Raw genomic sequence first — 15617 nt, 5'->3', positions numbered from 1 at the left:
GATAGACGTGGTTTAATTAAATTTTTAGTTTTGCCAAATCCAAATAACGGATACCTTCGGGAGAAATGTCAAAACGACAAGGTAAGACTTCTAAACCAAGAGCGATCGCATCCCGTAATAATTTACCATATATAGGATCTGTGCGATCGCCAGGGGAAAACTCAGTACAATCACTGCGATTGATAAAGTAAAGCATCACCGCACGAGTTAGAGGTAGCAGCGCCATTAATTCTCGCAAGTGCTTTTGTCCTCTTGTAGTCTCCGTGTCAGGAAATAAGGCTAATCTCCCCTCACAGAAAGTTGTATTTTTCACTTCTAAATAAATCGGGCGTTCCTCATCACTCCCCGTCAAGAAAAAATCCACTCGACTTTTTTTATCTAGCCCATAAACCACCTCGCCCTTGATTTGGCTATACTCGCCCAATTCTGGGAAAAGATGTTTCGCCAAAGCCAGTTTTACCACCCGATTGGGCAAAAAAGTATTTATACCTACCCAAGTTGGCTCATTGTCATGTACCTGAATTAATTCTAAAGTGTAAGCCAATTTACGGTTAAGATTATCGCTTTTGGAAAGCTGTACAGCACTTTCGGGAGTCGATACTCCAGTCATTGGCCCTGTATTTGGACAATGTGCTGTCACGATTTCGCCAGAAGTAAGTTGAACGTCAGCAAAAAACCGCTTGTAGCGTTTTAGCAGAATACCTGGATATAAAGGTGGGTAACGGTAAAGCCAATCAATCATTATGAAACCTTGTTGCTGCTAGTAAATATACGTCGATTTCTTCTCCAGCGAACCCCGATCAGCAAATCTTTTCAGCAGCGACTCATACACCTATGAGTATTACTCCGCCTTGTGACAGAATTTAAGTGATTTTATTTACCATAAAGCGTCATTTTTTGTAATTAAATTGACAACATCTTAATAAAAAGTAGCATATACTAGGTGTTATAAGCCTCCCATAAAAAAATCTGGGAGAATTTCAACGTGCAAGGAGGTAAATCCTATGCAAAAAGTGGGAACAGCAACGGAATTAGAATATGCTTTTCTGTTTACTTTAAGAAAGGTAAATTCGATCAATTTAGAAGGTTTTAAGCCATTTTTTAGTAATATGCCTATTGACCCTTATATCAAAGGCAACTATCGTTCGAGAAGATTATCTCGATTCACAGTATCTGGAAATGAGTTAATCAAATTACCTCATGGCTACTTCTTTCAAAGTAAAGAATATAATCCATTAGCGGGTGACATAAAAAGAGAGTTTGCAGAATTAGATGATGCACTCATAGAACTTGATATTTTCAGAAATCTTGTTTTGGCATTTAGTGATTCTTCTAAACTTCATCCAGAAGCTGAAATCGGAGTTCATCAAATTAGAATTATTTGTTCGCCAGACAATTCAGGTAATCCAGCACCTGAAGGTATCCATCAAGATGGTACTGATTTTATTGGCATCTTCTCGGTAGAGAGAGATAATATTCAAGGTGGAGAAACACATTTGTATACTGCCAAAAAAGAAAAGCCTGTATTTAGCAAAGTTCTAAATCCGGGTGAACTCTTATTGGTTAATGACCATGAATTTTTCCACTTTGCCAATCCCATAAAACCACTAATTGATGCTAAAGGAAGTTGGGATGTTTTTGTACTGACTTCTCCTAGCTTGCTTTCAGAATAATTCTATAGCAATCCTAAATGATTCATGATAAAACACCATACTCGTGGAGATTTGGAAAGTCAAAAATTTGACAATTTCCTGATATAGCAATCCTATTTTATTTGTGAGAATTGCAAGCCGCAGATCCCCGACTTCGTAAAAGTTGTCAGGGATCTTGTTTCTCACTTTGGCAAAGTTGTTCAATTTGAATTTAATTGATAATTTCGATTTCTGACAAGCATTGAAGATATTCTTCCCAGGTATTAGTGGCTTTAGAATATTAAGGGTGAGTGGATAGGTTAAACTACGAAGCAAGCCTGCTGGAATTCACCTAACTGAATCAACTAAATAAATGCCATGACTGACGAATTCTACAATAGAGGATTGGAAAAGGCTAGGCGAAAAGACTACGCTGGAGCAATTGAGGAATTTAACCATGCTTTAGAACTGACACCTTACTTTACTGAAGCTTACTTGCAACGCGGTTTGGCATATTATGACTCAGGTGCAATCCTTAACGCTGTCTCAGATTATACTGAAATACTCAAGCTTAATCCTGAGAGTGTAGAGGCATATTATTGTCGTGGATTGGCAAGGGTGACGCTGAAAAATTTACCGGGGGCGCTGGAGGATGTTGAACGCGCTATTCGTCTGAATGTAAATTATGCTGCTGCTTATAATTTGCGGGGGATAGTGCGGCGCAAACAGGGTTATATTCAAGATGCGATCGCTAATTTTAAAAAAGCTGCACAATTATATCTAGAGCAACAGGATAAAGAAAATTGTCGCCTCTGTCTAGAACAAATTAAACAGCTGCAACCCAAAGAATTACCTGTTGTACAGCAATCACATTTCACCAATGCGCCAATTTTATCCACGAAGGAATATTTCACGCAATTATTAGAAAAGGCGGAAAAGGGAGATACCCAAGAGGCACTCGCCGATTTAAACTGGGTATTAAAAGCCGATCCGCAAGATGCCCAAGCTTACTGCTGTCGTGGGGTTGTGCGTTGTAAAATGGGGAATTATCGAGAAGCGATCGCAGATTTTAATCAAGCATTGCGATTAAATTTTCCAGATGCGATTGTCTATCGTAACCGAGGTAAAGCCCGTTCTATATTGGGAGATCATCAAGGTGCGATCGCAGATTTTAACCAAGCACTCCAGATTCAACCCGAAGATGCCTTAGTTTATATTGCCAGAGGGAATGCTTATCGGACAACGGGCAATTATCTCGGTGCAATTCCAGATTACACCAAAGCGCTGCAAATCAATCCCGATGATCCTCAAGCTTACTACAATCGCGGCATTGCTTATACTTGTTTAGAAGAAATGCAAAACGCCGTGGAAGATTATCAACGGGCGGCGAGTATCTTTTGTGAACAAGAAGACTGGGGAAATTATCAACAAGTCTTAAGTAGCCTAGAAAAAATCCAGAAATTTAGTCCAGAGTCAAAAAAGCAAAAATATAATCTGCTACGTCAGCGACTTTTGCGAATGGTTGGCGGATATTGGGAAATTGGCGAACGATTGATTCAGCAGAAGCAGGATAGTAATCCTGGGATGTCAGACGAGTGGTATTTGCAAAAAGTAATTGATGATTTAGAACGCGATCGCGGTAGATAAAATATAAATGTCACTTGAAGTGCAGGCATGAAAAACGCTAAAGAAGAATTACTAAGCGAGATTGCGAAGCAGTTTCAAATAGATTATAAGCGTATTCACACAAGCTTAAGTAGCGATGGAAGAATTTTAAAGAAAGAAGCTGTTAAACTTCAAGAATTGCGTTCTCTCTACACATTGACTAATGAATTTCCTGTGTGGCCCTTTGATGTTACAACCTTCCGTCAATACTTGCTTTCTGTAGTTACACCACTTCTTCCTCTGTTACTCAAGTTAGGAGAGTACTATTTTAAGCGCATGGTTGTAAAGTAATTTAAACTCACATATTGTATTAATCTACTTCTAACTTAAGAATGGGTAATAAGTAATTTATTTACTATTACCTATTACCCGTTACCCCGTTTAACTAACTACTGCTTTTGCTTTTTCCTCCGTTTTTTCCTTGACTAGCACGTATGGCGTTTCTGCACCTTGTGCCAAATATTCTGCTAGTTGACTTTCAATTTGATCGCGCACAATTTGGCGATACTCTAGAAAATGCTCGTTGTGGGCGCAAGCGGCAATGTAATGCTCAACAACTCCAGGGTTCTGCTTGATAATGCTGAACAAATGATGCCAGAATTTCCAACGGGTTTCACGTTTAATTCCTTGTCGCCAAATTACAATTAACAACGCTTTCACAACAACCCACTCTGGCATTTTCGCTGGCGCTTTCCAACTCGGCAAACCCATCATTAAGAAGCAGCGATAGGTACGATCTAAGTACTGCACTGGGTCGTATAAAGTACAGAAGGCCTCAATATATTCTCTGGCAAGTTCTTCTAGGGGACGAGTGGGGAGGAAGTTCATCAATGTTGTCTGGTTGATGTTGCCGTCTTGATTTTCCCGTAGTCGTCCTTCTCTTTTCAGGCGATGCCAAAGCGCGGTGTTAGGTAACGCTTGCAACATCGCAAAGGTTGTAGAAGGAATTGCTGCTTGTTCTGCAAAGCGGACAATGCGATCGCCTGCACCTGCTTTTTCGCCATCAAAGCCGATAATAAACCCAGCCATTGGGCGCAATCCCGCTTTGGTGATGGTTTCCACTGCCTCAGTTAGAGAACTGCGAGTATTTTGAAACTTTTTGGTCATTTGCAAACTATCCTCATCCGGCGTTTCGATTCCCAAAAACACCGCCGAGAAACCACACTCAACCATCAACTCCAACATTTCTGCATCTTCTGCTAAGTCAATTGAAGCTTCAGTGTCAAACTTGAAGGGATACTTGTGTTCTGCCATCCAGACTTTTAACTCTTTCAGCAACAATTTCACATTTCGTTTGTTGCCAATAAAGTTATCATCCACCATGAACACACCCCGCCGCCAACCCAATTCATAGAGGTAATCTAATTCTGCTAACAGTTGTGCTGGGGCTTTGGTGCGTGGTTTGCGCCCATAGAGAACAATAATGTCGCAAAATTCGCACTGGAAGGGACACCCGCGCGAAAACTGCACTGACATCATGTCATAGGCATTCAATTCTAATAAATCAAAGCGGGGTATTGGTGTGCTTGTGACATCAGGTTTTTCTGTGGCGCGGAAAGTGCCAGATGTGTCTCCCCGTTGAATTGCCTCAATAAACATGGGTAGTGTGATTTCCCCTTCATCCAGAATCAGAAAATCTGCGCCCACATTTTCAACTTCGTGAGGTACAGAGGTGGGGTAGGGGCCGCCAACTGCGACTAGCTTGCCACGTTTTTTTGCTTCCTGAATTTGGTCGAGCAAATCTTGTTTCTGGACAATCATCGCTGAGAGAATTACTACATCTGCCCATGCCCATTCTGCTTCTGTTGCTGGGCGGATGTTGCGATCGACTAGTTTGAATTCCCATTCTTGGGGGAGAATCGCGGCTACTGTTACTAAACCTAGAGGTGGTAATAAAACTTTGCGATCGACTAACTCTAAGATTTTTTCATATGACCAAAAGGTTTTGGGAAATATCGGATACACTAACAAGATTCGCATGTAGTATCAATCCTCACACTTTGATTGTTATCCCACTTTAACGAAAATAAAGAGTTATTGACTTTTTATTCCCGTTTACTAAGTTTTGTATAAGGTTGTGGATTTTTTAAACGCAGAGGGACGCAAAGTTTGAGGGGTGGAGTTTCGATACAATACGTTCTTTTTCTGCTAATTTTTTACAACCGTTGTCAAAAGCTACTGATTATATCCAGTTTTTAGCACGTTCAACGCCACTAATTTTTAAAACATCACTCATGGTTGCACAATAATTTGGTAAGCCGAAACTATCGGGATTAATCGCCTTTTCATAGGTGAAATGCCGATAGTTCATACAAAACCGATCCCAAGCGGCCATCTGAATGCGGAACGTAACAATAATCAAATTAGCCAATGCTAAAGATATGGGAATGCGAAAGGAAATCTTTTTGCCCAGATAAGCACAAACTTGTTCTACTGCTTGATTAGCTGTTAATTGTGGCTGACCTAAAACAAGCCGACGTGGTTGATCATTTTCGGGAGGATGATCAATTAAATATTGCACGACAGTCGCAATGTCTCGTCCGTGGATAAAGTGAAAACTGCCATCTGCTTCCAAAAAGCGAATTAAATTAATATATTTCGTAACTTCGGGAATGCCAGATGTGACAGCAGAATAGGGTTTATTGGTATCACCGCCCACTACTACAGTGGGAAATAGTGTGGTAATTTTGGGTGCGATCGCTAATTTTTCTTTTTGATGTAAGCACTCATATTTAGAACGGATGTAATCTGTACCAATTTCCCCGGCTGCTTTTAATGGTTGATTATACCGATCCAAAACGCTAGCTGTGGAAAAATAAATCACCTGCTGGCAACGTTCTGGATCTAGCAGTTCGAGCAACTCTATAGTCTTGACGACATTAATATCAAATGTCTCATCACCACCCCAAGCTGTGGCTGTGAGTACCGCCGTATCAATCGTAGATAGCAAATCGGCAAACTGGTGAATATTTTGCATATCACCTTGCAAAACGTTGATGCCTGAACGTGCTTTGGTATCAACTTGCAGTTTACTTGGGTTCCTAACTAACAGATACAGTTCGTAATCTGTTTCCTTAATTAAGGCTTCTGTTAAATAATGACCTATACAACCACTTGCACCAGTCACTAAAATCCGTTTCTGGCTCATACTAAGATTTTAATAAGTTAGGAGTTAAGAGTTAAGAATTAAGTTAAAAGTTCCCAATCAGGAGTTATTAATCAAGTTTGGAGTTTGGAGTTTGGAGAGACGCGATTAATCGCGTCTGTACGTTAGGAGTTAAGAATAAAAGATAACTTTGCACCTCGCAACTGATGACTTTATAGTTTATATAGCGGTTCTCGGCCTTTGTGAGGTACAAGAATCCCACCCCCAACCCCCTCCCCGCAAGCGAGGAGGTGGCTCTGATGTACTTCATGGGATTGGGAAATGCTATAACTCCTAACTCATAACTCCTCACTCTCAAGCCTTAACTCCTGCAAGATTAAGTGACTTTGCGGTTTCAAAGAAGAAAGCGACATTTTCTTCTGGTGTTTCTGGTAAGACACCATGACCGAGATTGAGAATATGACCCCAATTGCCAGCTTTGCGAACGGTATCGAGAATGCGATCGCGGATAAACTGTTTAGAGCCGAATAGTACGCCTGGATCAAGATTTCCTTGAACTTTGACTTGTTTGCCTAATCTGGCTCGTGCGTCTGCCATATCCACCGCCCAGTCTACACTGACAATATCAGCGCCAGATTGTGCCATTCTTTCCAACACACCCGCACTACCGCTAACTAGCAAAATCAAAGGTGTATCGGGATGGGTTTGCTTGACTTGCTGGAAAACTCTCTGCTGATAGGGGAGGGCAAAGGTATCATAATCTTGAGGACTCAATTGACCCGCCCAAGAATCGAACATTTGCACAACTTGGGCACCAGAATCAATTTGATACCGAGCATAGATAGCGATCGCATCTGCTAATTTAGCTAATAATTGATGCAGTATCGTTGGCTCTGAAAATGCCAGATTTTTGATAATCGAGTAAGTTTTAGAACCTTTACCTTCTACTGCATAAGCTGCTAACGTCCACGGCGCACCCACAAAGCCCAACACCGTTGATTTATCGCCTACTTCGGAGCGCAACGTCTGCAAAATTGTTTTGATAAATGGTAGAGATGCTTCTGGTTCTAAAGGACGCAGACGCTCAATTTGTTCAATTGTGCGGAGGGGCGAGTGAATGATTGGCCCTTTACCTTCGGCGATGTCCATGTCAATGCCCAAACCAGGTAATGGGGTGACAATATCAGAAAATAAAATTACTCCATCTGGCTGGAAGGCTCTCCACGGTTGCAAGGAAACTTCAATTGCTACTTCTGGAATTTCCGAGCGATCGCGAAATGAAGGATACTTCTCTCTTAAGTCTCGATATGCTTTCATATATCGTCCTGCTTGTCGCATCATCCATACAGGGGGACGATCTACTACTTCACCACGAGCAGCCCGTAAGAGATGAGGAGTCGTTGAAGAAACACCCATTTATTACTTCATCCTAAGTCACAATTTTTATGCCACTGTTTAGCTTATCATTCTGGGATTACGCTTTTTCAGCAAGTTGTCAGCAAAAGCCCTAGTCGCTTCACGGCAAGAAGGAGTCGGAACTAAAAAATGGGATAAAACAAGAATCAAGAAAGAAATTGGAATATAAAAGAATTTCGTTACTCTTGTCTGTTTTCCCTACTCTCCACTCTCCCAACTTTATATGCAAACTGACTCTAACAGTCCCGATCATGTTGCATCTGCTAATAACGAGCCTAACCCAGTCAAGTTTTTGATTCCGCGATCGCAGCGACAGAGGTTCTTTATTCAGTTTACCTTAATGACCCTGATTGGATGGGTTGTGGGTGGCGTTGCCAGTATCGCCTTAGAGAAAATTATTCTCCAAAGTCTCTCACCTAGCGTTGCTATTCAACCACAAACATGGAGCATTTTGGTCAGAAGTCTCAGTAATGTTGTATTTGCCGTGATTTTTGCTGCTGACCAGAGCCTGATCCTTTACCGATATTTACCGGGTTGGCAGTGGATATTTGCTACTAGTCTAGGTTGGCTGATTGCCAACGGTGTTTCTACAGCTTGGATTAAGTACATTTCAACCATTGTCTCATCATCTCCTGAAGAAACTTTGATTTTGGGATTTTTATCTGCGATCGCATATATAATTTCTGGAATTTGGCTGGGTATTTGCCAATGGCTGGTATTGAGGCGATATACAGCTGGCGTTTGGTGGTGGAATTTTTTACCCTCAATTTCTTTCTTATTAATCACTATTTTGGTTTGGTTGCTTTTTATTGTCCAAAACTTGATTCCAGAAGCAAACCGTAATTTTATCTTGTATTGGAGTGGACAAGGATTTACCGCAATGATTCTAGGAATTATACCAGCAATTGGCTTGTGTACCTTGAAAATAAATTCACATCGCCGTATATAAATTACGAATTACGAATTACGAATTACGAATTTTTAAGATTCCTTCGTCTGCATCGAGAGTTACTTCTACACCCACTGGTAAGGCTGCATTGGGGCTATCATGACCAAAAGGCAGTCCAGAGACAACAGGAATCCCCAAATCGCCTAAGCGATCGCGCAGAACTTCTTCCACACTAAAACTAGATACATTTGGCGGGGCTTGACAGCGAGTGAAACCCCCCAAAGCAATCCCCCGAAGTTTTGCTAAAGAACCGCTTAAACGCCACTGTGTCAACATTCTGTCGATGCGGTAGGGTACTTCTGTGACATCCTCAAGTGCCAAAATCACACCATCGAAATTTGGTTGCATTGGTGTACTTAAAAGATGAGTTGCTACTGTGAGATTTCCTGGTAGCAAAATGCCAGTAGCAATCCCGCCACCCCAACCATAACCTTTGAGAGGTTGGATATCTCGCCCTTCTACCCAATTGAACAATCGCTCGATTGACCAATCTGGCTCATCGGCGAGAGTTGTCATCACTGGCCCATGAATGCTGGAAATCCCGACGTTATAAAGGCTCCACAAAAGGGCGGTGATGTCAGAAAAGCCAATCAACCACTTGGGAAGGTTTGAATTTTGTTGCCAATGCCAATTTTCTAAGATGCGGCTGCTACCAAAACCACCTCTGGCGCAGAGAATACCGCGACAATCTGGATCTTGCCATGCTGCTGCTAGCTGGTTATGGCGGTCTTCATCTGTGCCTGCTAAATATCCCCATTTATCATCTATCTTAGGGCTGATTTCTACTTGATAGCCGTGCGATCGCCAAATTTCCACACTCCGTCCAAACGGCTCCAATTCTCGTAAAGCACCACTGGGCGCAATAACTCGTAGCAAGTCACCAGGTTTCAGGGGTGGTGGTAGGATTTTAGATGTCATCTAGATTGTAGAGAGTCCCAAATTGAGTCGAGGTTTGCTTGGGCTTGTTTGAGTGCTGTTTCTGGAGAAGCGCCTAACATGGTAGCTTCGATGGCTCGACCTAAACTGTCAGACAAACGACTATAGCCAGCAATAATTGGTCGATAGCCTGATACAAGCATCTGGTCAATAAAGACTTTGAAGACAGGTTTTTGCTTGATAAATTGCTGATAAGCCTGACTTTGGGCAGATTTCAGGTTAACCGGCAAAAAACCCGTCTTTATACTCCATTCTGTTTGGAATTCTTCACTCAAGACATACTCTAAAAATTTGAGTGCAGCTTGTTCTCTTACAGCTGTAGTCTTCATCAAATACATATTTCCAGTGCCCGTCACGGTAGCAGGCTTCAGATTTGCAGGTATAGGGAATACGCTATAATCGACGTTAGACTTCATTATATAAGTCCAAGGGCCTGTGATCTGCATAGCAACACGACCCGAAATAAAAGCGTCTTCTTCATAACCTCGCTCTGGGGGAGAAAGTATTGCTGAACCATCTTTTAATAGGTTTTGCCAAAATTGTAAGGCTGCGATCGCACCGGGATTCATCAAATTTGGGCGATTATTTGTCACAACTTCTCCACCAGCGCTCAATAAAAAGGGGAACCAACTAAAGACAGTCCATTCTTCCTTTCCCAAAGGCAGTAACATTCCGTACTGTTCTGGTCGATTATCGCCATTCCGGTCTATGGTTAATTTTTTTGCGACTTCCCTCAACTCTTCCCAAGTCTGAGGAATTTGCGTAATTCCCGCAGCTTGGAAAAGTTTAGGTCGGTAAAAAATGCCTAGATTGCTGGTGGAAAGTGGAATTGACCAAAGCTGACCGTCTAATTTTAATTGTTCCCATAGGTTGGGTCTAATTTCGGACTTCAATGAGAATTTGTCCAGCCATTCTCCTAAAGGTCGAATTGCCCCTAATTCCATAAACTGACCTGTAAATTGAGGATCGAATGACAGAATATCTGGAGGCGCATTGCCCACAACTGCTGTTAATATTTTTGGCAATTGGGGTTGACCGATGAAGATAGATTCCACCTGAACATCAGTATGAGTCTGATTAAATTTATCTACTAGTTTGTTAAACACATCCCGATTAACAGGGGGATTGATTGATTGCCATAGACTCAGATGAATTACTCCATCATTCTTTTGGACTGTCCCTTGACAACCATATAAGAATATGAAAAATATACTCAGAATAATTCCTATCAGCGAAAGCCGCCAAGCAGAATTGGTCAACTGGCGCAAAAAACTCCGAATTTGGGATTGAAAAAAGGTATTTTTCATGTAAGTTTTTAAGGTAAAATAATACTTTTATTTAAGCATAGCGAAACCAAATAAGTACGTTGTTTAGGTAAAAAAATGATGTTTATGAGAATACATTAACGATGAAAATGTCCCAGAGATTATTATTTATGTCTACCCCAATGGGTGCATTAGGTTCAGGATTGGGAGGCGGAGTAGAGTTGACCCTATCTAATATTGCTATAGAGATGCTGCGGCGAGGACATAAATTAGAAATTGTTGCACCGCAAGGGTCTATCAGCAATTCATTACCTATTAAAGAAATTCCCGGAGAACTAATACAGATACCAGCGCAAAATCAGAGTCGTAGTGATCCGATTTTGCTGCATAAAAATTCTGTTTTAGCTAATATGTGGGATTATGCTCGCCAAGTCCAAGCCGATTATGATTTGATTGTTAATTTTGCTTATGATTGGTTGCCATTGTATTTAACACCATTTTTTAACTGTGCGATCGCACATCTGATCAGCATGGGTTCTTTGACAGATGCAATGGATGAAATTATTGAACAAGTAGCAATAAATTTTCCGAATACTATTGGTGTTCACAGTCAAACACAGGCAGCAACTTTCACATTTGGACAACGGTGTATTTGTCTCTTAAATGGTTTGGATTTATCTATTTATCAATTTTGTCCCAAACCAACTCAAAGCTTGGCGTGGGTAGGTAGGATAGCTCCTGAGAAAGGACTAGAAGATGCAGTAGCAGCAGCAGAAATCACCGGTATTACACTGAAAATATTCGGATTAATACAGGATGTATCTTACTGGGAAAAGATTTGTCAAAAATATCCTGATGCTCCCATAGAATATATCGGATTTTTACCAACGGTTGAGCTACAAAAGCAGTTAGGTGAATGTCGAGCAGTTTTAGTAACTCCTCGTTGGATAGAAGCATTTGGAAATGTCGCAATAGAGGCGCTTGCTTGTGGAGTGCCTTTAATTGCCTATCGTCGCGGTGGTTTAACAGAAATTGTTCAAGAAGGTAAAACTGGTTTTTTGGTGGAACCTGATAGTGTCCAAGGTTTAGTGGAAGCAATTAAGCATTTGGATGAAATTGATCGCCAAGCTTGTCGCCAGCAAGCAGAAACTCTATACTCTTTAGAAGCTATGGGCGATCGCACCGAAGCTTGGTTTGAAAAAATTCTGAAAAACTGATCTCGTTTAACTTAGGTGACATTACTAAGAGCATCCGCGTAGGTATTTCCATGAGTGTGTGCATAAAGGCCAAACTCAGGTAAGCTAACAATGTACTTTTTATCTTCCATTGACCACTGAATTACAATACTATATTGTGGTTTCATTCCTGTTCAGTGCTAGCTTTCTGCGGCAAAAGATAAATACCCCCAGAGATTAAAGTCAAGGCGACAGAAATCCAAAAGGCAATCAGAGATGGGATTTGCCACACTTCAGGCAGAGGTGCAATCAAAAGTGCGATCGCCACTATTTGACTAACAGTTTTGAGTTTACCCCAAATATTCGCCCCCGTAATCGTCGTTTGATTTACTCGCCAACCAGCGATCGCTAATTCTCGCGCTAAAATCAAAAACACTCCCCAAGCCGGCACTTTTCCTAGTTCAATAAAAACCATCAACGGCGCAAGTACCAGTAATTTATCCACTAAGGGATCAAGAAACTTACCCAATTCACTAATTTGGTTGAGTTTCCGCGCCAAATAGCCGTCTAACCAATCAGTCAATGCAGCAACGATAAAAATCGCCAAACATATCCACTTAGCTTCAGCAGTGGGATTATATAAACCGTAAAGCAGAAATGGTATCCCCAATAGGCGAGAGAAGGTAATCCAGTTGGGTATAGTCATAGGGTATTCAAAAATCAAAATTAACAAGGTAAAGCAACCAGTAGCCAAACAAATATGCAAAATCTATGCAGATTAGTGTATCTGAGTGTGCCTGCGTGGGAAAATCTGTTTTCGTAGCTCTCTTAAAACAATACTATGACTCAACATACAGACTCTCAATTCCGCATCGAACGCGATTCAATGGGCGATCGCCAAATTGATAGTAGCGTTTATTACGGGATTCAAACGCTGCGAGCAATCGAAAACTTCCCAATTAGCGGCATCAAGCCTCTTTATACTTACGTAGACGCTTGTCTAATAATTAAAAAAGCGACAGCAATTGTGAATGGTGAACTGAATTGCATTCCTCAAGATATTAGTCAAGCGATTATCCAAGCAACTGATGAAATCTTGGCTGGGAAATTCCGCGATCAATTTGTCGTAGATGTTTATCAGGCGGGTGCGGGAACATCCCACCACATGAATGTCAACGAAGTTTTGGCAAATCGCGCCTTAGAAATTCTTGGTGAAGAAAAGGGGAATTACAAACGTGTTAGTCCCAATGATCACGTTAATTATGGGCAGTCTACCAATGATGTGATTCCTACCGCAATTCGCATTGGTGGTTTATTGGCATTATCCCAGACATTACACCCAGCAATAGATGGTGCGATCGCGTCTTTAGAAAACAAAGCTGTAGAATTTCAAGATATCGTCAAATCTGGCAGAACCCACTTACAAGACGCAGTACCCGTGCGTTTGGGCGAGAATTTTCGGGCTTGGGCGCAAATCCTTACAGAACATCAAAACCGGATTTACACCGCCTCTGGGGATTTGATGGTGCTGGGTTTGGGAGGTAGTGCAGCCGGAACAGGGTTAAATACTCATCCTCTATATCGCGCCCGTGTGGTAGAAATTCTCTCAGAATTGATTGATACTCCTTTAGAACCTGCGCCCCATCTCATGGCAGCCATGCAAAGTATGGCACCATTTGTAAATGTTTCCGGTGCTTTACGCAACTTAGCGCAGGATTTAGTCAAAATATCTCACGATTTACGGCTGATGGATTCGGGGCCAAAAACTGGCTTCAAAGAAATTCAACTGCCTCCAGTGCAACCCGGTTCCTCAATTATGCCAGGGAAATATAACCCAGTCATGGCAGAGATGACATCAATGGTGTGTTTTCAGGTGATGGGTTATGACAGTGCGATCGCATTAGCCGCACAAGCTGGACAATTAGAATTAAATGTGATGATGCCGCTAATTACCTATAACTTGATTCACAGTATCGAAATTCTGGGTAATACCATTGCCGCACTCACCGAACGCTGCATCGAGGGAATTACTGCTAACCGCGAACGTTGTTTAGCTTATGCCGAAGGCAGTTTAGCTTTAGTAACCGCACTAAATACCCACATCGGTTATTTAAACGCCGCAGCTGTCGCCAAAGAATCTTTAGAAACAGGTAAATCCCTGCGCCAAATTGTTTTAGAACGAGGATTTATGAGTGAAACAGACTTAGCCACAGTCTTAAATCTAGAACAAATGAGTGGTATCTTACCGCTCAGAACAGAATAATCGGTTATCGTATTGGGCATTGGGCATTGCTTGTCCTCCAAACTCCTGTACAGACGCGATTAATCGCTCCAAACTCCTGTACAGACGCGATTAATCGCGTCTCTACTCCTCACTCCCCACTCCCCTATCTATCCATGCAAACTCAAAAACCATCCGTTAGTCTAATTCGGGCTACATCCTACGAACGAGAAGCTTTACGAGAATCCTTAGCCACTCTACTTGAACCTTTTGGAGGAATGGCAGCATTTGTAAAAAAAGGCGATCGCGTTTTACTCAAACCGAATCTACTTACAGGGACGCGTCCTGGTAAAGAGTGTATCACCCGTGCCGAACTAGTTTACGAAGTTGCCCAGATGGTAATTGAGGTTGGCGGTAAGCCATTTTTGGGCGATAGTCCGGCTTTTGGCAGTGCCAAGGGCGTAGCAGTGGCAAACGGCTATCTGCCTATTTTAGAAGAACTCAATCTTCCCATCATCGATTTTCACGGACAGCGTTACCAAACCATTAGCGACAATTTTAACCATCTACGGCTGTCTCAAGAAGCAATGGAAGCAGACGTAGTGATTAACTTACCTAAAGTGAAATCACATATGCAGTTGACATTAACATTGGGCGTAAAAAACTTGTTCGGTTGCGTTCCCGGCAAAATGAAAGCTTGGTGGCACATGGAAGCTGGAAAAGACGCGAATAGATTTGGTGAAATGTTAGTAGAAACTGCTAGAGCAATTAATCCTAACTTAACCATATTAGATGGGATCATCGGTCATGAAGGTAATGGACCTAGCAACGGTGAACCCCGGCAACTAGGGATTTTAGCAGCCGCATCAGATATATTTGCTTTAGATCGGGCAATGATAGAAATCCTCAATGTTCCTCCTGAAAAAGTGCCTACAGTTGCAGCTTCCCAAAGACTAGGAGTTTGTCCAGAACTTGCTGAGATCGAGTTTCCGCATTTAAATCCTGACTTATTAAAAATAGAAGATTGGCAGCTACCAGACAAGTTGATGCCGATCGATTTTGGTATGCCCCGCGTAATTAAGTCTACGTTTAAGCATCTTTACACCCGATTTATCAAGGAACCAATGAGTGTTTACGGAAGAGAGTAAGAAGTCGGGAGGTGCGATTCGTTGATTAGTGAATCACGGTAATCAGCCCGTACATAACTAATCCAGCCCGTCAGCAGATTACTGACACTAAGGCTGAACTCTCGG

General features: G+C 41.8%; 14 protein-coding genes. 7 read left to right on the top strand and 7 right to left on the bottom strand.

Translation table 11 applies throughout. The features are described 5' to 3' along the window. Nucleotides 1-16: 16 nt before the first annotated feature. Nucleotides 17-742, bottom strand: a complete 726-nt coding sequence (sfsA, locus tag V7K15_RS09585; RefSeq protein WP_334905143.1) for a DNA/RNA nuclease SfsA — start codon at nucleotides 740-742, stop codon at nucleotides 17-19. Between the two features lie 262 nt (nucleotides 743-1004). Between sfsA and V7K15_RS09580 the strand changes: the two genes are divergently transcribed. The 3 genes from V7K15_RS09580 (at nucleotide 1005) to V7K15_RS09570 (ending at nucleotide 3587) form a co-directional block, all read left to right on the top strand. After that, nucleotides 1005-1673 carry a 2OG-Fe dioxygenase family protein gene (locus V7K15_RS09580; protein ID WP_334905141.1) on the top strand — a complete coding sequence of 223 codons (669 nt, stop codon included), beginning with the start codon at nucleotides 1005-1007 and terminating at the stop codon, nucleotides 1671-1673. 336 nt (nucleotides 1674-2009) lie between these two features. Further along, nucleotides 2010-3278, top strand: a complete 1269-nt coding sequence (locus tag V7K15_RS09575; RefSeq protein ID WP_334905140.1) for a tetratricopeptide repeat protein — start codon at nucleotides 2010-2012, stop codon at nucleotides 3276-3278. 27 nt (nucleotides 3279-3305) lie between these two features. After that, nucleotides 3306-3587, top strand: coding sequence for a hypothetical protein (locus tag V7K15_RS09570; RefSeq protein WP_334905139.1), 282 nt, complete (start codon nucleotides 3306-3308; stop codon nucleotides 3585-3587). A 90-nt stretch (nucleotides 3588-3677) separates the two neighbouring features. On the opposite strand, the gene V7K15_RS09565 is transcribed toward V7K15_RS09570, so the two are convergent. The 3 genes from V7K15_RS09565 to hemE form a co-directional block, all read right to left on the bottom strand. Beyond that, the gene (locus V7K15_RS09565) at nucleotides 3678-5276 is read right to left on the bottom strand and encodes a B12-binding domain-containing radical SAM protein (protein WP_334905138.1); all 1599 of its coding nucleotides are present in this window, start codon (nucleotides 5274-5276) and stop codon (nucleotides 3678-3680) included. Nucleotides 5277-5478: 202 nt separating this feature from the next. Then, nucleotides 5479-6444 (bottom strand): NAD-dependent epimerase/dehydratase family protein, encoded by a 966-nt coding sequence (locus V7K15_RS09560; protein WP_334905137.1) that lies wholly within the window; start codon nucleotides 6442-6444, stop codon nucleotides 5479-5481. Between the two features lie 312 nt (nucleotides 6445-6756). Beyond that, nucleotides 6757-7818 (bottom strand): uroporphyrinogen decarboxylase, encoded by a 1062-nt coding sequence (gene hemE, locus V7K15_RS09555; protein WP_334905135.1) that lies wholly within the window; start codon nucleotides 7816-7818, stop codon nucleotides 6757-6759. 223 nt (nucleotides 7819-8041) lie between these two features. Between hemE and V7K15_RS09550 the strand changes: the two genes are divergently transcribed. Then, the gene (locus tag V7K15_RS09550) at nucleotides 8042-8767 is read left to right on the top strand and encodes a hypothetical protein (RefSeq protein ID WP_334905133.1); all 726 of its coding nucleotides are present in this window, start codon (nucleotides 8042-8044) and stop codon (nucleotides 8765-8767) included. 15 nt (nucleotides 8768-8782) lie between these two features. Here the strand turns inward: V7K15_RS09550 and V7K15_RS09545 are convergent, their stop codons facing one another. Further along, nucleotides 8783-9685: a S66 peptidase family protein gene (locus tag V7K15_RS09545; RefSeq protein ID WP_334905131.1), complete on the bottom strand. Its 903-nt coding sequence runs from the start codon at nucleotides 9683-9685 to the stop codon at nucleotides 8783-8785. After that, nucleotides 9682-11010, bottom strand: a complete 1329-nt coding sequence (locus V7K15_RS09540) for an ABC transporter substrate-binding protein (protein ID WP_334905129.1) — start codon at nucleotides 11008-11010, stop codon at nucleotides 9682-9684. The genes V7K15_RS09545 and V7K15_RS09540 overlap by 4 nt, the downstream gene beginning before the upstream one ends. 128 nt (nucleotides 11011-11138) lie before the next feature. Here V7K15_RS09540 and V7K15_RS09535 point away from each other — a divergent pair, with 128 nt between their 5' ends. Further along, nucleotides 11139-12185, top strand: coding sequence for a glycosyltransferase family 4 protein (locus tag V7K15_RS09535; protein ID WP_442949659.1), 1047 nt, complete (start codon nucleotides 11139-11141; stop codon nucleotides 12183-12185). A 142-nt stretch (nucleotides 12186-12327) separates the two neighbouring features. Here the strand turns inward: V7K15_RS09535 and pgsA are convergent, their stop codons facing one another. Then, nucleotides 12328-12849 carry a CDP-diacylglycerol--glycerol-3-phosphate 3-phosphatidyltransferase gene (pgsA, locus tag V7K15_RS09530; RefSeq protein ID WP_334905125.1) on the bottom strand — a complete coding sequence of 174 codons (522 nt, stop codon included), beginning with the start codon at nucleotides 12847-12849 and terminating at the stop codon, nucleotides 12328-12330. A gap of 135 nt (nucleotides 12850-12984) precedes the next feature. Between pgsA and V7K15_RS09525 the strand changes: the two genes are divergently transcribed. Together V7K15_RS09525 and V7K15_RS09520 are read left to right on the top strand one after the other, a co-directional pair. Continuing rightward, on the top strand, nucleotides 12985-14406 hold the full coding sequence (locus V7K15_RS09525; RefSeq protein ID WP_334905124.1) for an aspartate ammonia-lyase: 1422 nt from the start codon (nucleotides 12985-12987) through the stop codon (nucleotides 14404-14406). Nucleotides 14407-14540: 134 nt separating this feature from the next. Further along, nucleotides 14541-15512, top strand: coding sequence for a DUF362 domain-containing protein (locus V7K15_RS09520; protein ID WP_334905145.1), 972 nt, complete (start codon nucleotides 14541-14543; stop codon nucleotides 15510-15512). The last annotated feature ends 105 nt before the right edge of the window (nucleotides 15513-15617 follow it).

Origin of the sequence: Nostoc sp., assembly GCF_036919815.1 — a bacterium.
Taxonomy (GTDB): Bacteria; Cyanobacteriota; Cyanobacteriia; order Cyanobacteriales; family Nostocaceae; genus Nostoc.
The sequence above is the reverse complement of the archived record's forward strand: the minus strand, read 5'-3'. Positions and strand labels throughout refer to the sequence as shown.